A 24491-nucleotide genomic window follows, 5' to 3' on the forward strand; every position below is an offset into this window, starting at 1 on the left:
ATTAATATTTAAAAAATGGGGGAAAGATCCCCCATAAGTTTAATCTCTTCTTCTATTTGTCATTGCCAATAATCTGAGAAGTTCTCCAATAGCCACTAATGTAGCAGCCACATAAGTTAATGCCGCAGCTCTTAAAACTTCCTTTGCTGGTTTAATATTATCTCTTTCCATAATTCCATTTTCTAATTGAATTAAGGCTCTACTACTGGCATTAAATTCCACTGGCAGTGTTATTACTTGAAAAAGTACTACAGATAAAAATAATACAATACCAAGTTCAATAAAAAATGGAGAAATAGCAAATCCAATAAAAATAAATATCCATACTAGCCTTGAACCAATATTAGCTATTGGTGCTATATTATTTCTAAGAATAAGAGGAAAGTATCCTTCCGCATGTTGTATAGCATGACCCACCTCATGGGCAGCTACACTCATGGATGCTATACTATTTCCGCTATAGATACTATTTGATAGACGTACAACCTTTGTCCTGGGATCATAATGATCTGTCAGCTTTCCACCTACTTGTTCCACTCTTACATCGTAAAGTCCATTTTTATCTAAAATCATTCTTGCTATTTCGGCACCAGTATGTCCTGTATTACTAGAGATTCTAGAATATTTATTAAATGCAGAATTAATCTTCAACTGAGCATAAGAAGCAAATAACATAGCTGGTAGAACAAATATTAGCCATGAACTATAATATCCGCCACCATAAATATATCCATTCATTTTTATTCCCCTCCCATATCTACTTTAAAATAATATCCTCCTCTATGGAGTTACCTCTAAGATATTCTTCTACTTTAAGCTTTTTTTTCCCAGGAAACTGTACTTCTTCTAATATAATAGTCTTGTCTTTAGAGTTTACATATATACCATCTTTGTCTACTTTTACTATTTGTCCATTACTTCCTTCTTTAAGTTTATCTATTAAAGTAGCCTTGTGTACCTTTACAATATCATCTTTATATTGTGTATATGCAGATGGCCATGGCTTTAGCCCTCTAATTAAATTTATTATATTTTCACCACCATCATTCCAATTAATTCTTCCTAAATTCTTATCTAGCATAGATGCATAAGTTGAGATATTATGGTCTTGGGGTATCTTGTTTGCCACTCCATTTTTAATATCATTCAATGCCTTTACTATTAATTCTCCTCCTAATGTAGATAATTTATCATGTATAGTGATGGCATCATCATCTGAGTTTATCGAAATAGAATCCCATATTATCATATCTCCTGAATCCAAACCTTCTGCCATTTCCATAATAGTAACCCCTGTTTCTTTCTCACCATTTATTATGGACCAATTTATAGGAGCTGCACCTCTATATTTAGGTAATAAAGATGCATGAACATTATAACAGCCATATTTAGGAACTTGAAGTATTTCTTTTTTCAATATTTGTCCATAGGCAACTACAATAATAAAATCTGGATTTATATCTTTAATCTTATTAATGGATTCTATATCATTGATTGAATCAGGTTGAAAAACTTCTAGTCCCAATTCTAGTGCTTTCTCTTTAACAGGAGTATATTGAACTTTTTTCCCTCTACCCTTAGGTCTATCTTTTTGAGTTATTACCAAATCTATAGAATGTCCATTTTCATATAATGATTCTAGAGAAGATATGGCAAAATCTGGAGTACCCATAAATATTATTTTCATATTACACCTCGTTATCTAAATCTTCATCTTCTATTTCTACTTCTTCTATCATCTTGTCTGTATATAAAATTCCATCAAGATGATCAATTTCATGACATATAGCCCTTGCTAAAAAACCTCTTCCTTCTAAGTTTTTTTCTTTTCCATCTATATCTATATATTTTATTCTTACCAACTCTGGTCTAGCTACTGTTCCTGATTTTCCTGGAACTGATAAACAGCCTTCTATATCTATAACTTCACCCTTCATCTCTAAGATTTCAGGATTTATTAGTTTAATTGGACCTTCACCTATATCTATTACTACTGCACGTCTAAGTATACCTACTTGAGGTGCAGCAAGACCCACTCCGTCTGCCTCATTCATTGTCTCTATCATATCATCTAATAGTATCTTTATTCTATCTGTGATTTCTGTAATTTCCTTTGACTTTTTCCTTAAGATTGGATCCTTAGATAGTCTTATTTCTCGTAATGCCATTTATATTCCTCCTATAGTATTGAATTTGGGTCAATGTCGATGCTAATTTTTACATCATCTATTTTTAATTTATATTCATTTTCTATACATATCTTCTTTAACAAATACTTTAAACTATTTATGTTTTCTTTTTTAGACTTTAATAATATTTGCCACCTATAATTATTTTTTATTCTTTCTAATGGTGCGGGATATGGTCCAATAATATAATTATTTATATTATCTTTTTCAACCCAATCTATATTCTCTATAATTAAATTATATACTTCCTTTGCTATAGTTGCAACTTTGTTATTATCCTCTCCCCATATTAATAAACTAACAAGTTCTAAGAAAGGTGGATATAAAAATGCTTTCCTTAAACTTATTTCAGTATTATAAAACTCTTTATAATCATGGTCCTTGGAGAACTCTATACTATAATGCTCTGGTTCGTAAGTCTGGAGTATAACTCTTCCACTTTCTTCTCCTCTACCTGCCCTTCCTGCTACTTGAGTCACCAACTGAAATGCCTTTTCTGGAGCTCTAAAGTCTGGTAAATTTAAAGTAGTATCTGCTGCTATTATACCTACTAAAGTTACATTTTTAAAATCTAGACCTTTAGAAATCATCTGAGTTCCTATTAATATATCTATATTACCATCTTTCATATTTTCTAAAATTCTTTCGTGACTTCCTTTTTTACTTGTGGTGTCCATGTCCATTCTAGCTATTCTAGCTTGAGGGAACAATTCTTTTGCAATCTCCTCTACCTTTTCAGTTCCTATACCGAAATATCTAATATATTCACTTTTACATACAGGACAAATATTAGGTGGATTTATAGATAGACCACAGTAATGACATCTTAGTTTATTAATATTCCTATGATATGTCATAGATATATCACAATCATTACATTTAACCACATATCCGCAACTTCTACAGGATACAAAGGTAGAGAATCCTCTTCTATTTAAGAAAAGAATAGTCTGTTGTCCTTTTTTTAAATTTTCATCTATTGAATCATATAGTTCTGTACTAAATATAGATTTATTTCCTTTGTTTAGTTCATCCCTCATATCTATTACAACTACCTTTGGAAGCTTATAATTGTTTATCCTTTCCTCTAATTCCAAGAGAGTAAATCTACCATTTAAACTTTCATAATAAGTTTCTAAAGAAGGAGTTGCTGATCCTAAAATTAAAGTACCATTTTCCAAATCAACTCTCCTTTCCGCAACTTCAATAGTATTATACTTAGGATTCTGAGAAGATTTATACGTGGCTTCATGTTCTTCATCAATAATTATAATTCCTAAGTTTTTAAAAGGTGCAAATACTGCTGATCTAGCACCTACAACTATTTTTACCCTACCTTCTTTTATTTTTCTCCATTCATCAAATCTTTCTCCATAAGATAACTTACTATGTAGTACTGCTACTAAATCACCAAACCTACCTACAAATCTGTCAATAGTCTGAGGTGTAAGAGAAATCTCTGGTACGAGGATAATTGAATCTCTACCTACCTTTAACATTTCCTCTACCAATTGTAGATAGATTTCTGTTTTTCCGCTTCCTGTTACTCCATGGATTAAAAACTTATTTCTGTCTGATTTATTTTCAATAGAATCTATAATTTTATTAAATATTTTTTTTTGAGATAAGGATAAATCATGTTTTTTGTAGTATTTAATATCCTTTTTTATGGGATCTCTACTTATTTCTTTATCATACACTGTAATCAAGCCTTTTTTTTCTATTAATCTTACTGTAGATAAAGTGGTATTCACCTTTCTTGAAAGATCCTTAAACGAAACATCTTTTGTTTCAAAAATATATTCCATTATTTCTCTTTGCTTAGTCGCCCTTGTCCCTATATTATCATATATATCCAGTAGAGAAAGATTAGTGTCTAATATTTTAACCCATTTTTCTGTTCTTTTTTCTACTGTTGTTTTCACATCTATCGTAGTTTCTATAATATCTTTAGATTCTAAATCGTTTAATAACTTATTGATATTATTTATTCTTAAATCTTTTTTACAATCTTCCAAAAGAATCTTTCCTTTATTTCTTAAATAAGAAATAATTTTAGCTTCTTCTTCATCTACATTGTTATCAATTTTTTTATCTACTAATTCAATAAAAGTATTTATTTCCTTAAAGTCTCCAGGAGGTAAAACTGGCTGGAAGGCATCTAAGTAAGATGATAGATAGTATTCCTTCATCCAAATGCTTAATTCGATTAATTCCTTTGATATTAAAGGTTTATCATCTAAAACATCTACTACTTTCTTTAATCTACTTTTGTAAGGAGCATTGTCTAATATTTTGATTACTATGCCCTTTATTAATTTATTTCCCCTTCCAAAGGGTATTATAACTCTCATTCCTTCTTTTACAATATCTTGCAGCTCTCCCTCGACAATATATGTATATGGTCTATCAACTTGAGAAGATTTATTATTTACTATGATCTGTGCATATTTTACATTCAAACTTATCATTCCTTTTATAAGTGAAAATTAAAAGCTAGATAATATCATCTAGCCTTTATCTTGTAATATATATTTTACCTTATCTAATATAATCCTTGCAACTCGTCTTTTATCCATTATAGGATAATCTATTTTTGTGCCTTCCTTATCTATTATAGATATAATATTAGTGTCTACATTAAAACCTGCTCCATCTTTTGTCACATCATTAGCCACTATGAAATCCAAGTTTTTCTTCTTTAATTTTCCCATTGCATACTCATAAACATTATTGGTTTCAGCTGCAAATCCAACTATAATCTGATCTTTCTTTTTGTTTCCAAAGTGAGCTGCTATATCTGGATTTTTTATATATTTTATAATCAATTCATTATCATTGTCTTTTTTCTTTATTTTTTCTTCACTTACTGTCTCTGGTCTATAATCTACTGGTGCTGCAGCTTTAATCAAGACATTACAGGTATCAAAATGATTCTCAATAGCATTTAGCATATCTTCGGTGGTTTTTATATTAATAAGAGTTACTCCTTTAGGTGCCTCAAGAGATGTAGGACCACTTACTAGTATTACTTCTGCACCTCTTTTTACAGCTTCCTCTGCTATGCTATATCCCATTTTACCACTGGAATGATTAGTCATATATCTAACTGGGTCTAAGGGCTCTATAGTTGGTCCAGCAGTTATTACTATTTTTTTTTCTACTAAATCTTTTTCTACAAAGCTACTTAATACATATTCCAGAATATCAGATGGCTCTGCCATTTTCCCTTCTCCATAGTCTCCACAGGCAAGTACTCCTGTTCCTGGAGTAATAAACTCATATCCTAACTCTTTTAATTTATCTATATTTAACTTTACTATTGGGTTACGATACATAAAAGTATTCATAGCTGGTGCAAATATGACCTTAGCCGTTGATGCCATCACAACTGTAGTTAATAAATTGTCTGCTATTCCATTTGCTATTTTCCCTATGGTATTTGCAGTTGCCGGAGCAATTAAAATAATATCTGCTCTCTGTGCCAAGGATATATGCTCTACATCATAACTTGTAATTTCATTAAACATTTTTCTATGAACCACATTTTTTGACATAGTTTGAAAAGTCAGAGGTGTAACAAATTCTTCTGCTCCTTCTGTCATGATTACATCCACATTGGCATTAAGCTTTTTTAATCTGCTGACTAAATCACAAGCTTTATATACTGCAATTCCACCTGTAACTCCTAGAACAATTTTTTTACCTTTAAGCATAATATCCTCCTATTTTATACTACTAATAGATGGTCTAGTATAAGTTATCTTTCCTTCTATCACTTCTCCTAAAGCAATACTAACTGGCTTTTTAGATGTTCCTTCAATTAACGGTTCAGCACCATCAATGATTTGTCTTGCTCTTTTAGCAGTTAGTATAACTAGAGTATATCTGCTATCTCCTCTTTCTGCTAGTTCATTAAAAGATGGGTTTAACATTTTATTTACCTCCCTGTGAAATAATTTTTTCTTTAATATCTGAATGTCTTTTTACTCTTACACTTTCAGCTCTTATTATGGACTCTATATCAGATATGGCATCTTCTATTTTTTCATTTACAACAAAATAATCATATTCCCCTACAAAATCTAATTCTTTAAAAGCATTTTCAAATCTTCTATTTATATCTTCTGGCGTCTCAGTTCCTCTTTTAACTATTCTATTTTTTAACTCCTCCATGGTTGGAGGTAATAAAAATACAAATACTGCCTCAGGATAATTCTTCTTAATTTGTAATGCACCTTGTACATCAATTTCCAATAAAACTATTTCTCCTTTATCGACTTGATCTATAACAAATTCCTTTGGAGTTCCATAGTAGTTAGTGTGTACATATGCGTGCTCTAAAAATTCATTATTATTAATTTTATTTTTAAATTCTTCATCATCTATAAAAAAATAATTGACTCCATCTACTTCGCCAACTCTTGGCTTTCTTGTAGTTGCAGAAATCGAATATACGATATCCTTATTTCTTTCCAATAATTCTTTACATACAGTTCCCTTTCCAGTTCCAGCAGGACCTGAAACAATTAACAAAAAACCTTTTGCCATCTTGTCACCATCTTTCCATATTAGTCTATATTCTCTCCTTTGTCGTGAAACCTATTGGCCACAGTCTCTGGTTGAACGGGAGTTAGTATTACATGTTGACTATCTGTAATTATAACTGCCCTAGTTCTTCTGCCATAAGTAGCATCTATTAAAAGTCCCTTTTCTCTTGCTTCTTGGATAAGTCTTTTAATAGGTGCCGATTCTGAACTTACTACAGAAATTATTCTATTGGCTGAAACAATATTTCCAAAACCAATGTTAATTAGTTTTATTGACATAAAAATCCTCCTTAACTATTCAACATTTTGGACTTGCTCTCTTATTTTTTCTAATTCTGCCTTTGCCTCTACTACTCTCTGAGAAATTAATACATCATTTGCCTTTGAGCCAATGGTATTTATTTCTCTATTCATCTCTTGAATTAAGAAATCCAGCTTTTTACCTATTGAATTATTTTCATTCAATATAGAAATAAATTGTTTTATATGTGATTTAAGCCTTACAACTTCTTCATTAATATTACACTTATCGGCAAATATGACTACCTCCGAAGTAATTCTGTCCTCATCTATATTTATTTCTTTGTCTAGTAGTTCTCTAATTCTTTCTCTTAGCCGATCCTTATACTCTAATACTACTAAAGGGGATCTTTCTTCAATATCTAATATTATGTTTTCAATAGTATGAAGTTTTGATAACATATCTTCTTTTAATTCTTCCCCTTCTAGCTCTTTCATACTCATAATATCTTTCACTGCAATATCTAAAGCCTCTTTTAAACAGGACCATATAATATCTTCATCTAATTCTTTTCTTTCAGTTTTAATAATATCTGATAATCCTAATATATTAAATAGTTTAACACCTTCTGTTAAGTTTAACTCTGTAGATAAATGCTCTAAGGCTGATTTATAAGTTCTTGCTAATGGCACATCTACTTTAATATTTATTGCAGATTCATTTATATAGTCTAGATTAATATATACATCTATTTTCCCTCTATGAATTTCTTTTTTTATAATTTTTTTTATCTTCTCTTCAAGGTAAGAAATATGTCTAGGCATTTTTATTATAATATCATTATATCTATGATTAACACCCTTTATCTCTACCTTTAAATTATATAGCTCATTGCTAAACTCCCCTCGTCCAAAACCAGTCATACTCTTAACCATAATGAGCACCCCTCTTTTTTTATTGTCCTTTGTGCTTGAATAAATTATTATATAGCTTATATTGTTTTAAATCTACTATATATTACAAATTATTAATATTTAATTTAGATTTCCTTTTAGTTTATTATTTTCAAATATAATGGTATACTTTTAATAGTTATATTTTATTGGAGGAATTTATATGTCATTTGATGGTATAGTAACAAAATCAGTTGTTGAAGAGTTAAAAGAAAAATTAATTGGCGGTAGAGTAGATAAGATTTATCAGCAAGAAAATGATGAAATCTTGATTCATATTCATAGTAAGGGAATCAATTATAAATTAATCTTATCTGCCAGCAGCAATAATCCAAGGATATATCTAACTGATTATTCCAAAGCTAATCCTTCTTCTCCGCCGATGTTTTGTATGCTTCTTAGAAAACATCTTATTGGTGGAACAATTCTAAATATTGAACAGTTTAACTTAGATAGAATTATTTTCATAGATATATCTGCCATAGATGAATTAGGGCAGCCTACTGAAAAAAGAATAGTAATTGAAATAATGGGGAAACACAGCAATATTATATTAATAGATAAATCTTCATTTAAAATAATAGACTCTGTTAAAAGAGTTTATGAAGACATGAGTAGGGTAAGACAAATACTTCCTGGTATAGTCTATGAGTATCCCCCTGTTCAAAATAAAGTTAATCCACTAATTGGTACAAGGGAAACCTTTTTTAATCTTATGGATTCATCAGATAAAAATTTACCATGCTTCAAATTTCTTTATCTAAATTATTTAGGGCTAAGTCCCTTAATCAGTAGAGAAGTTTGTTTTGATGCAGTATTAGATATAGATAGAACTATTGGCAGTCTATATGAAGAGGATAAAATTTCTTTATATAATTCATTTAATAAATTAGTTTCAAAAGTAAAAAATAATGAATTTAATCCTGTTTCAATTTTATCTGATGGTTCTTCAGATATTATAGCCTTTCATGCATTGGAACTAAATCAATTTGGTAAAGAAAATAAAGTTTATCTAGATTCAATATCAAAGCTGCTTGATAACTTCTACCATAGAAAAGATATTATGGATAGAATAGGGCAGAAATCACAGTCCATAAAGAAATCTATACAAGTAAAATTAGATAGGACTTTAAATAAACTTGGAAAACAAAAAGAAGAATTAATGGAAAGTCAGGATAGAGAAAAATATAAGGTATATGCTGATTTAATATCTGCAAACCTTCATAATATCCCTAGGGGAGTAGATAATATAGAGTTAGATAATTTTTATGATGAGAATATGAATAAATTAAATATTCCTCTAGACATTAAGTCATCTCCCATAGCCAATGCTCAAAAATATTATAAGAAATATTCAAAACTTAAAAATGCCCATTTATTATTAGAGGAACAAATACCTGAAACTGAAGATGAAATAAGATATTTAGAAAATGTTCTTATGGGTATTGAAAATTCAACTGAAGTTCAAGAATTAGATGAAATCAAGGAAGAACTAATTAGTGAAGGTTATATTAAAGGTTCATTAAAAAAGAAAAAGAAAAAAGATGAAACTATGTCTAAACCACTTCATTATATTTCCCAAGATGGTTTCAATATTTATGTTGGAAAGAATAATAAACAAAATGATTATCTTACTTTACGTTTATCCAATAGGGATGATATATGGCTTCATGTACAGAAAATGCCAGGTAGCCATGTCATCATAGAGAAGAATGGACAAGAGATTCCAGAAACAACACTTGAAGAAGCTGGAATACTAGCTGCATATTTTAGTAAAGGAAAAAACTCTAATCATGTTCCAGTAGATTATACTGAAAGAAAAAATGTTAAGAAACCTAAAAATGCTAAAGCTGGAATGGTAATTTATGAAAACTTCAAAACTTTAATTATCAATCCTTCAAAAAGCTTAGTAGATACTATAAAAAAGGTAGAAAATTAATTTTCTACCTTTTTATTTCTCAATTATAAATACTTTATCTATTTCATCCACTTCTTTAAAATTTACCTTTACATTTTCAGACTTTGATGTGGGAAGATTTTTCCCTACATAGTCTGCCCTAATTGGGAGTTCCCTATGACCTCTATCGATTAATACAGCTAACTGTACCCTAGCAGGTCTTCCCTTTTCCACTAAAGCATTTAAAGCTGATCTAACAGTTCTACCAGTATATATAACATCATCTACTAAAATAACAGTTTTTCCATTAATATCTCCGCTAAATTTTTCATTTACTATGGGATATTCTCTAATTTCAGTTAAATCATCTCTATATAATGTGATATCAAGAGAGAATACTGGAACAGATTCTCCTTCAATTTCTTGGATTTTATGGGACAATCTTTCTGCAAAGGGACATCCTCTAGTTTTAATTCCCACTAAAATAATATCTTTTATTCCCTTGTTTCTTTCAATTATTTCGTTAGCTATTCTTGTTGTAGCTCTTTGTATAGCTTTTTCATCTAAAATTACCGCCTTAATATTCATCTTATCCCTACTTCCTTTTATTATCTAGACTATTTACAATCTCTTTAAAATATTGAGGCAAATCTATTTGAAATTCCATATATTCCTTTGTATTAGGATGAGTAAATCCCAGTTTATAAGCGTGTAACATTTGCTTTTGCAAACCAAATTCATTTTTCCCCTTAGAATATACTGGGTCACCAACAACTGGGTGGTTGATATAAGCCATATGTACTCTTATTTGATGAGTTCTTCCTGTTTCTAAATTTACTTCTAAAAGTGTATAATTATCATACCTATCTAAAACCTTATAATGAGTTATAGCTTCTTTACTATTTTTTTGTGTAACAGTCATTTTCTTTCTATCATTTGCATGTCTTCCTATGGGAGCATTTATAGTCCCCTCATCATGGGACCATATACCATGAACTAAAGTAATATATGTTCTTTTTATATTTCTTTTCTTTAATTCTTCAGACAATACTCTGTGAGCAATATCATTTTTGGCTACAATTAGAATTCCAGATGTATCTTTATCTAGTCTATGTACTATCCCAGGTCTAATAATACCGTTTATAGAAGATAAGTTATCTATATGATATAGTAATGCATTGACTAAAGTCCCCCTATAGTTTCCTGGAGCAGGATGGACTACCATATCCTGAGGCTTATTAACAATAACAATATCTTCATCTTCATATACTATATCTATAGGTATATTTTCAGAAATGATTTCCAATTTTTTAGGTTGAGGAAGATTTACTTTTATCAAATCTCCTTCTTTAACCAAATAGCTAGGCTTCATATGCTTTTCATTAACAGAAACTAGTTTTTCTTTAATTAATTTTTGTATATAGGATCTAGAAACTTCATCTAACTCCTCAGCAAGGTATGCATCAAGCCTTTCATCATCATCTTCGTTAACATAGATTTCAACAGTATTCATTTTTCTCTCCTATACTTCATATTTATCCAATAAAACTAAAATTAAAATAATTATAGTTCCTATAACTATAGATATATCTGCTATATTAAAAACAGGAAATTCATATCTATTAAATAATCTAAAACTTAAAAAATCTACAACATATCCAAATCTAACTCTATCTATAAAATTACCTATGGTGCCCCCTAAAAACATTCCTAAACCTATTCTAGTAAAAAGATTGATTTTATGATAATTTTTTACTAGAAAAACAGAAATAGAACTTATTACTATGAGAGTTATAATAACAAAGAATATTTTTTTGTTCTGTAAAATTCCAAAAGCTGCACCATAGTTTTCAACATAACTTAGCCTAAAAAAATTAGGTATTACAACATGTGAGTAGGTGTCCTTTAGGTATTTAATTGCAGCGTATTTACTTATTTGATCGAGCAAAACAATGATAATAGATAGTACAAATATCAAAACTTATCCCTCCTAATCTTTTAGATATACATTCTATTTTATATTATTGTAATATGAATATCAATAGTTAGACCAACTTAAAAAATTCTCTGGAATTATACACCAGAGAATTTTTACTTTAAAGTCTCATCATAGTATTCTTGAGATATATTTTCTATTTCTTCAACTCCATCTCCACCATCGCCATCTTGCTCATCATCAACCATTAAAAGATCTCCTGTATGAAATGATGGATCATCTGAAACATAATTATAAGAAGCTACTTTTTGATAAGAATCTTCTCTATCAAATTCGACCATATCTTCAGTGGTATCACTAAATGAAGTCGTATTTTCTTCATCTATAGAGACAAATTGTCTATATTCTACTTCTCTATTTGGTGTGATAGTAATATCATTGGAACATTCTATACAATTTTTCAAATAAGGTATAAGATCTAGTCTTTCTTCTTGTATCTTTTTTCCACATGATCTACATATCCCATAATCTCCGTTTTCCATATCTTCAAAGGAGTTTTCCACCTCATGTAAGGTATCCTTTATACTGTTTTTAAATCCATTGTCTTGTTCCATCATAAACAACTCTGTTCCAACATCTGCAGGATGATTATCATAATTAGATAATTCACTATAATATATATCCATTGAGCCATATTCTTCCATATTGTTCATATTATTTAATGTTTTTAGTAATTTTTCTTTTTCTTCCACTAATTTATTTTTTAAATAATGAAGTTTATCTTTATCCATAGTTGCCTCCAGTTTAGTAATATAATTTAGTCTTAAATAATAATATAACCAGTGGAATAATAAACATTCAATATTTAAATTAGAATAAAATTACATTATTAAAAATATATTTTAAATTTATATTAATTCCTTATATAAGTCCTCAAATTCTTTAAAATTAAGAGATTGCATACCATCTGACAAGGCTTTTTCTGGTTCAGGATGTATCTCAACAATTATACCATCTGCATCTAAAGCTTTAGCAGCCTTTGAAGCAGGTAAAACTAATTCTTTTCTTCCTGTACCATGAGACGGATCAACAAATATAGGATAATCAGATATTTCTTTTAATATGGGAACACTCATTAAATCTAAAGTATTCCTTGTATAATCTTCAAAAGTTCTAATTCCTCTTTCACATAGTATTATTTTTTCATTTCCTTCTGCCCTAATATACTCTGCTGCCATTATCCATTCTTTAATCGTTGCACTCATACCTCTCTTTAGCATTACTGGTTTATTAGTCTTTCCAATTTCCTTCAGAAGAGAAAAATTTTGCATATTTCTAGATCCAATCTGAATAATATCAATATAATCATGGGATGAATCTATATCTCTAGGATCCATTATTTCAGAAATTATACTAAACCCGTATTTTTGTTTTATATCATAAAGTATCTCTAGGCCTTCTAACCCTAATCCCTGAAAGGAATTTGGATTAGTTCTAGGTTTAAATGCACCGCCACGTAATATCTTAACTCCCATTTTTTGTAGGAATTCACCTATTTCGTCCATTTGCTTATAATTCTCTACAGCACAGGGACCTGCTATAATATTAAAAGACTTGTCTCCAATGTGTAAATCCCTATTTATTTCAATTCTTCTACTCATCTTTCTTCCTCCAACTACCAATATAATAATCATCCTTTTAAAGAAAAAAGAGGCTACTATGCCCCTAAATCATCTACTCCATTTAAATCTTGACCTTCGTCTATAGTCATTTCTTCTAGTATTAAATCTTTACTCTTGCTTTCATAATCCTCGTGAAATTCTTCTAAAGCAATAAGCTGTGCTTTAATAAAGGTTTCATATCTATTTTTAAAGATAAAGATTTCTTTTTTCAGATGATCATATTCTTTCATTATATTTTTCACTTCATCTCTAGCTGCATTAATTCTATTTTTGGATTGAATTTCAGCATCTTCTATTATTAACTCTGCTTTTTTTCTTGCAGAACTTGTCACTTCATCTGCCGTACTTTGAGCAATAACTAAGGTGCTTTTTAAGGTTTCTTCTAAATTATTATATTGTCTTATTTGATCTGTCAACATTCCTATCTTGTCTTTAAGTTCAATATTCTCTCTATATAATTTTTCATAATCATCATTGATAGCATCTAAATATGCATCAACCTCACGACTATTATATCCACCTAATGCTTTCTTAAATTCTTTACTTTGTATGTCTAATGGTGTAATCATTTTCCTCACTCCATTTAAATTAATATTCTTATAGTAGCCTTTATTTTACCTTTTTTACTTATTCCCTCAACAGAGTGTAGTGCAGAACGCCCATATCCTCTTACAGAAACTATATCCCCAACGGCAATATCTTTAGAGGACTTATTTATAGGTTCCCAGTTAACTTTCACATATTCAGACTTAATTATATCTATACTCTCTTGTCTTGATAAATTATAAGCAGCACTAATATATACATCAAGTCTATATGAAGATAGTATCTTATTAATTTCTTTATATTCAGATTCAACAAAAGATATGGCATCTAAAGACTTCTCTTCTACTGTTACTTTAGTATTCTTAATTCTGTTTAGATTGAATAAAATAAAATCGCTTATTTCTTGCTTTACTATTATATCCGCATAACCTTCATGTACTAAAATATCCCCTATTTTTGTTCTCTTTATACCAAGATTAAGTATTGAACCTAAAAAATCTTTATGTGATAATCCATCTGTATCCACATTTACTCGTAAACAGATAATATCTTTAGGAACATCTATTTTTCTATAATAATCAGGATAAATGTTTATAATCTGTCTTTCAGCTTGTATAATTCCACCATTTTCTAAATAATTTATTTCCATAAATCTATTAAGAATTGACTTGGCTAATAATCTTTCATAAGGATCCATAAAATCTGTAGATTCAAAGGAATGATTAGTAAGCACCACTTCAATTTTGTCTATTATTCTTCGCATTTCAATAATCTTATCATTATCTTTAATATGCGAAATATATTTTTCCCTATCTATTTTCATGTCAATATATACCTATAATAAAATTCTACCAACAAGGTAATATATTATTCTTAAAAATATAATAGCTACTACTGGTGAAAAGTCAAACATTCCAGTTTTTATACCAGTCTTATCAAGTAAATTCCTGGCAGTTCCAAGAACAGGCTCTGTCAATTCATAAACAAATTTAATAACAATATTCTCTCCACGGATATTTAAGAAAGAAAATATTATCCTTACTAGAATTAGTAATTCAATTAAGTTAAGCAATATTGTAATGGACTTATATAAAAGTATCATTAATATAATCTACTCCTTCTTACCAAGAAAATAATCCCCTACTCTTTAGTTCTTCTTTTAATCCATCTATTTCTACATTACTAGGGGCAAAGATAAAGATATCCTTTGTAACCTTTTGAATATTCCCTTCCATTGCATATAATCCACCGCTGATAAAATCAAAGATTTGTCTCTTAATTCCATTATCTAACTGCTCTAAGTTTACTATAACTGTCTTTCTAGATTTTAAATCATCTATGATGCTTGGTGCTTCGTCGTAACTAAGAGGTTCATGTACTACAATCTTCATATTACTATTAGTATGGATATTTACTACTTTATTATTTACCTTTTTTGTTTTTGTTGGTACTACTGTATCATAGTCTTCATCATAATCTATATATTCTTCCTCATATCTCTCTTCTTCCTCTAAATCCTGTACTCCTATAAAATATTTAATCTTATCCATAAAAGTATTCATTGTATCCCTCCTAATAATTTCTTTTTCCAAATATATTAGATCCAACTCTAATCATATTTGAACCTTCCTCTATGGCTAACTCATAATCGTTTGACATTCCCATGGATAAATAATCCATAGATAGTTCTTTATAATTTCTGCTTTTTATGTCTTCTTTTAAATTGTATAAAGTTCTAAAAACCTTTCTTAAAACTTCCTCATCACTTGTATGAGGTGCTATGGTCATTAGTCCTCTAATTCTAATGTTTTCTAAAACTAAAACTTTTTCTAAAAAACTTAGTACTTCATTTACTTCAAGTCCAAATTTAGTTTCTTCTTCAGCTACATTGACTTGTAATAGAACCTCTGTAATTATTCCTTCTTTTTTTGACCTTTTGTCTAGTTCATTAGCTAATGACAGTCTATCTAAAGAATGTACTAACCTTGTTCTATTGATAATGTTTCTTACTTTATTAGTCTGTAGGTGCCCTATCATGTGATAATTTATTTTATTCCCTAATGCTTCATACTTAATGTCTAATTCTTGAACTCTATTTTCTCCTATATTGACAATTCCATAATCAAGGGCTTCTTTTATCCTATCAATATCAATGGTTTTCGTCACAGCTATTAACTCTACTTTTTCTCCATCTCTACCTGATCTCTTTAAGGCTTTTTCAACGTTTTCTTCTATAATCTGTATATTGTCTTGAATAGATATTTTTATCCCCTCCATTTAGTTAAGTATTTGTCCTTCTTTTATACTAGTGGTATTTATAAATATTTCATCAAATAATGTAATGGTTTTTGTAGGCTTTTCTTCACCTTCCAATAAAATATTACCGTTATCACCCATATCAACATACGTATAATCATTATCTTGACCTATGATTTTTACAGGCCTAAACTTCACTATACCACTTTTATCTTTAATATATACCCCTGATAAATTATCTTTATCTATTATCGCTTTAGTAGGTATCCTATAGCCCTCTTTTCTACTTTGTATAACATCAACACTTGTAAATCTAATATCGTAATAATCATGTAGCTTAGTAGTAAATCTTACTATCATAACTCCTTTTTTCCCTGATTCATTAATTGAAACAATTCTTCCCTTTAGATCATAATTGTTTTCATTCATCTGAATCTGAACGCTGTCTCCTACTTCAAAGCCTTTTATTTCTTTTAGATCTTCTATTTTCATAGCAATATACCATTCAAAATTATCTATTATTTTATATATAGGTTGTCCAACATCTACTTCAGTTTTTACCTCATTTTTTTTAGACTTAATTGAATTTAATTTATCATAAGTATAGTTTTCTAATTCTTTAGGTAAATAAGTTTCTTCATAGCCATCTATTATATAAGATACAATCCCACCGTGTGCTGAATAGTACTTTGCATGATTACTCTTGATTTCTTCATTTATGACTTCTCTTTTAGATTTTAAATTTCCTAAACTTTGGCCTGCAAGAGTATTGGAAAAGGAAACATCTTTAATCTTTTCATCATATAATGCTAATTGGTCTTTAAGCAAATATATTTCATCAAAATTTCCCGCAATTATACTTGATTGTAATTCATCTACTAAAGATTCTTTTAGATTTTCTACCTTCTCTTTTTCATTTATTATTAACTTAGTTTCAGCTTCAGATTTTTCTAAAGCTGAAATAGACTCTTCCACTTGTTCCAACTCTTCTTTTAAGGAAGATGTATCTTTCAATGAATTAACAGATACAACCTCAGAACCTGCCGCTAATCTAGTACCTTCAGCAGCCAACATTTCTAATTGTCCCTTAACTTCTGATTTTATTACTGTTTCATGTTTTATCAAAAAACCTTCAGCAGAAAACTTAGTAGTTAAATCTCCTATTTCGGGAAGGATCGTCTTTGCACCATTAGCAAGTAATGATGGAACAGATCTAAACAATAGATATAAAACCACAAAGGATATTATTATAATTCGAACATTTTTTCTTTTTCTTCTGCTCTTTTCTCTTTTATCATAAGACATAAGCTTCACCCTTTGTATATCTTTTAACTGAAAAACTTTCCATAGGTACTCAATATCTTAAATTTCTCAATATTGTCGATTTGGAATACCTTTATTTCATCTTTATGTGTAACCATCAATATAGATTTATCCTTCTTCTTAGCACCTAAAAGGATTCCATTATATTTCTTTTTTTCTTTTGTTATAACTTTAATTTCATCTCCTGCCTTTGCTCTTATACCATCTAATATAAACTCCTTCATATCAGCTTCTTTTAAATGTTCTGGAGTTACTATTTTTTTATCTATAATCACTATATTATTTTTTAAATATAATTTTTCTTTTAAAATTACAAATATATATCCAAATACACTTGTTATGAAAAGTAAAATTAAAATGGTCTGAATATATTCCAACAAGCTAACACCTCCGAATTCAAAATATACTAATAGTATAACATAATCAAATGCCATTTTAAACTACTTTACAAAATCAATTATGATACTAAAGTACTTATTTTAAATTTTTAATATTTATCAATTATGATAATATTTATTTAGATTGTCGTATCTTTCATATAATTGTAGAATTTGTAGATTATTTGCGGTTTAGCTGTTTCTTAAGGGCACTCCAAAAACGGAACAGAGGGCTATTAATAGCCCTCTGTTCCGTTTTTGGGGAATTCTTCTTATATTTTATTAAATCTATATTTTATTTTGCGTATAACTTAATACCTGTTGTATCAAAATATTGTAGCAATTCTGGCAATACATCAACTGATACTTTTTCACCATCTTCAGTGATAAAAGTGTTATTGTTAAGCTTAATATAAACTGGGTTGTTTAAGTTATACCACTCTACTAGCTTAGCTTGTGCTCTTGCGTTATTATTTAGGTAATCTGTATCAAAAGCCTCGTCACCTATAATAACTGCACTAACTGGAAGGTCTTCTATATCTCCTACTAATGTTATCTTTCCTTCTGCTATTTCTGTTAATGTAGTTCCATCTTCACCTGTAAATATTACTTCTATTTGCAAGTCTGACGCTACTACTCCCTCATGTGCTTTGTATGTTGCTTCGTATAATCCTGGCTCAACCTCTGTCATTTCATTTCCAAGTCTATTAGTTGAAGGTCCAAATGGAAGCATTATTCTATAATATGCTCTACCTCCTGCTGGTGCATTAAAGCTTATTTCTAAGGTTTCATTACTTCTAAGCTCCGTATTTTCAGTTGGCTGAAGATTTGTAATTCTTGCTGGTTCTGGATCAACAGGTCCTTCACCTGCTATTATCTTAACTTTTCCTTCTGCCATTTTTGTTATTTCGTAGCCATATTCATTTCTATATACTACCTCAATCAATAAACTTTCTACTTCTATTTCTTCTGGCACTGTCCAAGTTCCAGTATATAATCCATCTTCTTCTGTCATTGGTATTCCTATTTCATTGCTTTGTAACTCAAATGGAACCATTATTCTAAAATATCCTTGCCCTCCTGTAGGTGCATTGAAGCTAACAGTAAGGGTATCTCCTTCTCTAAGACTTATGTCTTCATCTGGTAAAACATTTGTAATAGTTGGTGACTCTAACCCTACTAATACAGTTCTTACAACTGTAGTTACATTTCCTGCTCCATCAGTTGCTTTTACAGTAATAGTATTTTCACCTTGATCTAACATCAATCTTTCATGGAAGTTATTAGATTCATCTACTGATACTTCTTTATCATTTATCTCTAATTTGGTTAAACCTATATTGTCAGTTACAGTACCTCTTACATGAACTGATTCTTCTTTTATCTTAGCATTGTCTAAGGGCTCATCTACTGTTAAAACTGGTGCTAGTTTATCTTTTATTACTACTACTGATGCTGATGGTTCTGTTTCTATTCCATTTAGCTCAGCTGTTACCTTAATTGTATTTGTTTCTTCTGGTATAGGTACTTCTACTGCAAATTCTCTATTCTCAGAATCTATTGAAGTTGTCTTTACATCGTTTACATATACATTTACCTTACCATCTGCTGTAACCTTTCCTTCTACTCTTATGGTATCTTGATTTGTATAGCTCTCTGGAGCTAGATTAGTTATTGCTGGAACGTCCATTGCATATTCCATTCTTGCTCTAATCATCAATCCGCCTTCAATATCCTCAGAGCTTATTAGTTTAAATTCTCCATCAACGTTCATATAGGATCTATCTCCATATGGTGAACTTTGGTCTATACCTGTTCCTGGACACTGAGTACCTGCTTTGTCCTGAATAGTTGAGATATAGAAGTCTTTATCTGTTGAGAATCCAAAGCTTGATAGATCTATATAGTTCCATTCGCCTCTAACTACATCTTGGAATATTGGTTCTCCAACTTTATATGGTTTTCCATTTGCATCTATTCCATATATTGTAAGTCCTATTCTGTTTCCTCCTGGACTTGGCCATGAAGTATCCCAGAAGTAAATATTTGTACCTTTTACTTTACCAAATTGATCTGGCGTAAATTTTACTGCCAATCCACTAGGTGCTGCATTTAATACTAATGCATTTTCAGCAGTTCCATCATCATAGATTATATTGTCTTCATAACCTACAAATCTCTTTAATCCTATATTTACATCTACTGTTTCATTTCCAGCTACATCTACTGTAGTTTCTCCCGGCTCAAATCCATCTGCTACTACCTTAAGTGTATATGTTCCCTCTAGAACATTAGGAATTACGAAATATCCATCTGCATCAGCTGTAACTGGTGCTACTTTTGAATCTTCTACTACTCTTACTACAGCATAAGCTGCCGGAGTCTCATAATATCTATCAAATACTCTACCTGTAATCGTTCCTTGTGGTTTTGGTTCTAATATGAAGTTTGATTTTGCAGTTTGGTCTTCAACTACGTTTACTCTAGCTTCCTTAGAATAATATCCATAAGCTTCTGCTACTAAAGTATATTCACCAATTGGAGATCTCATAAAGAATTTACCTGTAACAGGATCAACTTTAACACTTCTTCCTGTTTCTAATACTGTTACTACAGCATCAGATATTGGGATTCCTGCAAATACCATTGGTATATTTTGAACTTCTATGTCCTCTATTGTTTCAAAGTTATTAGCTCTAAGCATTTCTTCTGCCTTCAAGCTATACTTAGGTGCTGTTGGCTCTACATAATCTACTTTATCAATCTCATCTTTTTTAACTTCTAATTCCCCTAATCTTGTCATACCAGCATCCACATTGCCCATTGATTTCTTCCTTGCTACTGGCCTAATTAAAGGATTATCAGCTGTTGCTTCAGCATTATCGTAGTCCATAATGGATCTAATCATTACAGCTACTTCATAGTCTGCACCTGAATCTGCTAATGGACTTAATTGTCCTCCAACATTCAGATAAGATCTGGTCCAATCTGATGTAGAGTTATCATCTAGACCAGTTCCTGGACTATTATCACCAATTGCATCTTGCATAGTTGATATATAGAAATCGCTACCTGTTGAGAAATTAAAACCAGAAAGATCTATTAGATTCCATCCACCCCTAACTAGATTATTCACATACATAGGTGTTCCTACTTGATTACCATTTGAATCATAAATAACAAATCCTAATCTATTTCCTCCAGGTGTCGGCCAATCATTACTCCATAGATAAATATTAGCAGCTTGAACTTTTCCAAATTGTGATGGAGTAAATCTTACTGCCAACCCATTTCCTGCTGTATTTAATACTAATGCATCTTCTGCTGTTCCATCATCATAAATTAATTCTTCACCTTCAATTGGCTCTGGTTCCACATGATCTATACCCATAACGTATACATCATCTATATACCACCCAGTATATACTCCTGAAGTATCTGAGTGGAAGAAGAATCTTAATTTTATGGTTTCTCCGCTATATCCTGTTAGGACTATTTCCTCATTAGCCCATTCTTGGACTCTTCTTCCATATTTCCCACCTGCTGCCGGAGTTATATTGGTCCAAGTAGCCCCATTATCTTTAGAGATTTGTACTTGACCATAATCCCATAAAGTTGTTGTTCCTTCCATATCAACCCAGTGATTAAATATTAATATACCATCTTTATCTTCTGGTATCACTATGGACGGAGTTTCTATATAGGCATCAGTTCTATGATCATAATTTCCTGCAAGGTTAGTAGCCCATAGTTTTTCACCTGAATATGCTCGATTAGGTCCAGATGTTGGTACTCCCCATTCCCATGGATTAGCAGTTCCAGCTGTAACACCTGTTACAAATCCACCATTATCATTTTCAAAATCTGCACCAAATAGAATCTGTGCTTCCACTGGAACAGCAGATACCTCTTGTGTATAACCACTTATATTACCAGAAAGATCTACTGCATTTAATACATAATAATATGTTGTTCCAACAGTTCCTTCAGTATCTTGATAATTATTGCTGGTAGTTTCTCCTATCTTAACATATCCTTCACCTGATGTTTCTGAGCGATAAATATTATAATGTGATAGATCAGCATCTGGCGAATGGTTCCAGCTTAGCTTAATCCCTGTTAAACCTACTTCTGCAGTTAGATTAGCAGGTATTGCTGGCGCATCATTATCTTGAGCCATTAGTCTTACATTGTCTATATACCATCCTGCTGCCTGTGTTGAAGCATTAGATGTAAATCTAAAGGCTATAAATACTGGATCTTTAGATCCTATATAACTATCAAGGTTTACAAGTGCCTCTTTCCATTCTTCTCTAATACCTGTAATAACTGGTCTTGACTCAGTCCAAGTTTCACCATAGTCATCTGTTATTAGAACATAGCCCTTATCATAACTGTTTTGCATATTATACCACTCATAGAATCTTAGTGAAGCAGTTTCTAAATTTCCATCTCTTAGATCTATTGGAGGAGTAATCATCCAGCTGTCAGCATTATTTGGATAGTTTCCATCTAATGTAGTTGCTGCTAGTTTTTCTCCTTCAAATGGCTTTGGACCAACATTTGATGGTACTCCCCATTCCCATGCTCCATTGAATATCCAGCCATTAGTATTATTCTCAAAGCCTTGAGTATATTCTCCTGGGATTACACCAAATTCTATATCTATTTTATAATCTGATGTAACTACTACATCTCCTGCATAGTCTCTTACTTTTATCTTATATACAATACTATCCCCCATTAACATATCATGGGTTATAGTTCCTTTATACATTCCATTCTTATGATCTCCCGAAATCCTATTCATTGGAGCTACCATCCAATAGGACTTCCCTTGTTGTTTAACTAGAAGCTCTGCTTCTGTTATTGCAACATCATCTGATATTTCTGTAAGGATTTCTATATCTGAACCCATATAGGTTTCAAATATTTCTTGTTCATGAGTTATAGTTGCTTCTGATGTATCTTCTCCAGGAACCAATACTCTACCTGAAATATATCCTGTTCCTGTAGCTATGGATGATACTGCTTCAAATGCATCTACTAGACCATATCCATAACCCATATTTGGTGCTGTTGGATATGTGGAATCAGTTAATGGTATAGCTGTATTTTGTATAATATCTTCCATATCTTCTATTGATAAGGAGGCATTAGCTGATAAAAGAAGCGCTACTGTTCCCGAAATAGCAGGTGCTGACATGGAAGTTCCTGACCAACCACCTTGATATCCTCCTCCTGGTACTGATGAACGTATACTTGCACCTGGTGCCGATATATTTGGTTTAATTAAGGATTCATCATATGGTGATGGTCCAAGTTTTGAGAAAGATGCTCTTATATTATTTCTATCAGTTGCAGCTACTGCAAAGGATTCAGGATAATTCGCTGGGCATGATATAGATCCTGGCCAAGGCAGCGGTTCCCCTGCTCTTTGGTTTCCTGCTGAAAACACTGGAACAATTCCTGCTGCTCTCCATGCTCTAACAGCCTCTCTGTACCAATCATCTATTCCAGCTCCTCCACCCCATGAGTTATTAACCACATCTGGAGCATTGTCTGGATTTCCACCTGGTGCTAACATCCATTGTGCTGCTGATAACAATATAGCATCTGTTGTAGAGCCAGCTGTATTAAATACTCTTGCTGCTATCCATTTTGCCCCTGGTGCCACGCCTATTTTATTAGATCCATCTGGTTCTTGACCAACAATTGTTCCCATTACGTGAGTTCCATGTTCATCGGAATCTGCTGGTAGTGATGCATTGTATACAGGGTCAAACCAGTTTCCACTGGCACTAGTAGTTCCTGTATTTGGGTCATAGCCTCTCCATTTATTCTTAAGTGCTGGATGAGTCCAATCTACTCCTGAGTCTATATTTGCTACTACTATTCCTGTGCCATCATATCCTAGATCCCATACCTCATTAGCTTTTACTCTTTCTATATTCCATTCTAGACTATTATCAGAGGGTTTTATTTCACTATCTAGTTTTACCTCCCCTAATGTATGGATTTTATTTTCATATATTTTTTCTACTTCTGACATATAAGAAAGATTTTCTATTACTTCTTTTGTAGCTTTTACATATACCATATTAACTATATGATAAGGTGTAAATTCTGCTACGTTGCCATTTTCCAGTTCCTTCTCTAGATAATTCAAGACATTTAATTGAGTTAATTCTGCATTATCCTTTAAAGCCTCTATAACACCTTTTCTAACTTGAAGTTTAGTTTGATATGGTGTCATAGCTGATGATAAAGCTGACTCTGTTGCGTAGGCTACCTTCTCTGCATCTACTTGATCTGCCATATAGACCAATACCTCAGCTAAGTCTTCATTATTTAGCTCTTTCATTACTTCAGGTTCTATCTTCATTGAAGCCTCTTTGCGTAAATCTTCTTTTGCTGAACTAAGTTGGTTGTTCTCTGCATAAACAAAAGATGTAAAATACCCCAATACCATAATAAGGCTTATTATTAGGGATAATACTTCTCTTACTTGTTTGTTCTTTGACATTTAACAATTCCCTCC

At 31.0% G+C, this 24491-nt stretch carries 23 protein-coding genes; 1 reads left to right on the forward strand and 22 read right to left on the reverse strand.

All coding sequences use genetic code 11. The annotated features are described in order from the left end of the window. Positions 1–39 precede the first annotated feature (39 nt). Genes RBU61_RS08745 through RBU61_RS08785 form a run of 9 tightly spaced genes read right to left on the reverse strand, consistent with a single transcriptional unit; the run spans position 40 to position 7915 of the window. Complete coding sequence (locus RBU61_RS08745; protein ID WP_308879318.1) at positions 40–738, reverse strand: zinc metallopeptidase; 699 nt, start codon at positions 736–738, stop codon at positions 40–42. A 19-nt stretch (positions 739–757) separates the two neighbouring features. Further along, positions 758–1687: a methionyl-tRNA formyltransferase gene (gene fmt / locus RBU61_RS08750; protein WP_308879320.1), complete on the reverse strand. Its 930-nt coding sequence runs from the start codon at positions 1685–1687 to the stop codon at positions 758–760. Between the two features lies 1 nt (position 1688). Beyond that, complete coding sequence (gene def / locus RBU61_RS08755; RefSeq protein WP_308879321.1) at positions 1689–2168, reverse strand: peptide deformylase; 480 nt, start codon at positions 2166–2168, stop codon at positions 1689–1691. An 11-nt stretch (positions 2169–2179) separates the two neighbouring features. Beyond that, entirely contained in the window at positions 2180–4651 is a 2472-nt protein-coding gene (priA, locus tag RBU61_RS08760) for a primosomal protein N' (protein ID WP_308879323.1), read from the reverse strand. A gap of 48 nt (positions 4652–4699) precedes the next feature. Then, positions 4700–5905, reverse strand: a complete 1206-nt coding sequence (gene coaBC / locus RBU61_RS08765; protein WP_308879325.1) for a bifunctional phosphopantothenoylcysteine decarboxylase/phosphopantothenate--cysteine ligase CoaBC — start codon at positions 5903–5905, stop codon at positions 4700–4702. Between the two features lie 9 nt (positions 5906–5914). Continuing rightward, the gene (gene rpoZ / locus RBU61_RS08770) at positions 5915–6124 is read right to left on the reverse strand and encodes a DNA-directed RNA polymerase subunit omega (RefSeq protein ID WP_308879326.1); all 210 of its coding nucleotides are present in this window, start codon (positions 6122–6124) and stop codon (positions 5915–5917) included. Position 6125: 1 nt separating this feature from the next. After that, entirely contained in the window at positions 6126–6740 is a 615-nt protein-coding gene (gmk, locus tag RBU61_RS08775) for a guanylate kinase (RefSeq protein ID WP_308879328.1), read from the reverse strand. Between the two features lie 20 nt (positions 6741–6760). Then, positions 6761–7018 carry an extracellular matrix/biofilm regulator RemA gene (gene remA / locus RBU61_RS08780; RefSeq protein WP_154438270.1) on the reverse strand — a complete coding sequence of 86 codons (258 nt, stop codon included), beginning with the start codon at positions 7016–7018 and terminating at the stop codon, positions 6761–6763. A 15-nt stretch (positions 7019–7033) separates the two neighbouring features. Beyond that, positions 7034–7915 carry a YicC/YloC family endoribonuclease gene (locus tag RBU61_RS08785; RefSeq protein ID WP_308879331.1) on the reverse strand — a complete coding sequence of 294 codons (882 nt, stop codon included), beginning with the start codon at positions 7913–7915 and terminating at the stop codon, positions 7034–7036. A gap of 181 nt (positions 7916–8096) precedes the next feature. Between RBU61_RS08785 and RBU61_RS08790 the strand changes: the two genes are divergently transcribed. Beyond that, complete coding sequence (locus RBU61_RS08790; protein ID WP_308879332.1) at positions 8097–9872, forward strand: NFACT RNA binding domain-containing protein; 1776 nt, start codon at positions 8097–8099, stop codon at positions 9870–9872. Between the two features lie 12 nt (positions 9873–9884). On the opposite strand, the gene pyrR is transcribed toward RBU61_RS08790, so the two are convergent. The 13 genes from pyrR to RBU61_RS08855 form a co-directional block, all read right to left on the reverse strand. Continuing rightward, entirely contained in the window at positions 9885–10418 is a 534-nt protein-coding gene (gene pyrR, locus RBU61_RS08795) for a bifunctional pyr operon transcriptional regulator/uracil phosphoribosyltransferase PyrR (protein WP_308879333.1), read from the reverse strand. Positions 10419–10425: 7 nt separating this feature from the next. Further along, positions 10426–11343, reverse strand: a complete 918-nt coding sequence (locus tag RBU61_RS08800) for an RluA family pseudouridine synthase (RefSeq protein WP_308879334.1) — start codon at positions 11341–11343, stop codon at positions 10426–10428. Between the two features lie 9 nt (positions 11344–11352). After that, positions 11353–11808 carry a signal peptidase II gene (lspA, locus tag RBU61_RS08805; protein WP_308879335.1) on the reverse strand — a complete coding sequence of 152 codons (456 nt, stop codon included), beginning with the start codon at positions 11806–11808 and terminating at the stop codon, positions 11353–11355. A gap of 113 nt (positions 11809–11921) precedes the next feature. Then, entirely contained in the window at positions 11922–12557 is a 636-nt protein-coding gene (locus RBU61_RS08810) for a TraR/DksA C4-type zinc finger protein (protein WP_308879336.1), read from the reverse strand. 117 nt (positions 12558–12674) lie between these two features. Beyond that, entirely contained in the window at positions 12675–13427 is a 753-nt protein-coding gene (locus RBU61_RS08815; RefSeq protein WP_308879338.1) for a bifunctional 3-deoxy-7-phosphoheptulonate synthase/chorismate mutase, read from the reverse strand. 56 nt (positions 13428–13483) lie between these two features. Continuing rightward, on the reverse strand, positions 13484–14017 hold the full coding sequence (locus tag RBU61_RS08820; RefSeq protein ID WP_308879340.1) for a DivIVA domain-containing protein: 534 nt from the start codon (positions 14015–14017) through the stop codon (positions 13484–13486). 14 nt (positions 14018–14031) lie between these two features. Then, positions 14032–14817 carry a YlmH/Sll1252 family protein gene (locus RBU61_RS08825; RefSeq protein ID WP_308879342.1) on the reverse strand — a complete coding sequence of 262 codons (786 nt, stop codon included), beginning with the start codon at positions 14815–14817 and terminating at the stop codon, positions 14032–14034. Between the two features lie 12 nt (positions 14818–14829). Further along, positions 14830–15096 carry a YggT family protein gene (locus tag RBU61_RS08830; RefSeq protein ID WP_308879344.1) on the reverse strand — a complete coding sequence of 89 codons (267 nt, stop codon included), beginning with the start codon at positions 15094–15096 and terminating at the stop codon, positions 14830–14832. Positions 15097–15115: 19 nt separating this feature from the next. Further along, the gene (locus RBU61_RS08835; RefSeq protein ID WP_308879346.1) at positions 15116–15556 is read right to left on the reverse strand and encodes a cell division protein SepF; all 441 of its coding nucleotides are present in this window, start codon (positions 15554–15556) and stop codon (positions 15116–15118) included. 10 nt (positions 15557–15566) lie between these two features. Continuing rightward, a complete protein-coding gene (locus RBU61_RS08840; RefSeq protein WP_308879348.1) occupies positions 15567–16271 on the reverse strand; it encodes a YggS family pyridoxal phosphate-dependent enzyme in 705 nt (234 codons plus the stop codon). Continuing rightward, positions 16272–17555 carry an HlyD family efflux transporter periplasmic adaptor subunit gene (locus tag RBU61_RS08845; RefSeq protein WP_308879350.1) on the reverse strand — a complete coding sequence of 428 codons (1284 nt, stop codon included), beginning with the start codon at positions 17553–17555 and terminating at the stop codon, positions 16272–16274. A gap of 23 nt (positions 17556–17578) precedes the next feature. Continuing rightward, positions 17579–17953, reverse strand: coding sequence for a hypothetical protein (locus RBU61_RS08850; protein ID WP_308879352.1), 375 nt, complete (start codon positions 17951–17953; stop codon positions 17579–17581). Positions 17954–18245: 292 nt separating this feature from the next. Then, positions 18246–24476 (reverse strand): S8 family serine peptidase, encoded by a 6231-nt coding sequence (locus RBU61_RS08855; RefSeq protein WP_308879353.1) that lies wholly within the window; start codon positions 24474–24476, stop codon positions 18246–18248. Positions 24477–24491: the final 15 nt, after the last annotated feature.

Origin of the sequence: Tissierella sp. MB52-C2, assembly GCF_030931715.1 — a bacterium.
Taxonomy (GTDB): domain Bacteria; phylum Bacillota; class Clostridia; order Tissierellales; family Tissierellaceae; genus Tissierella.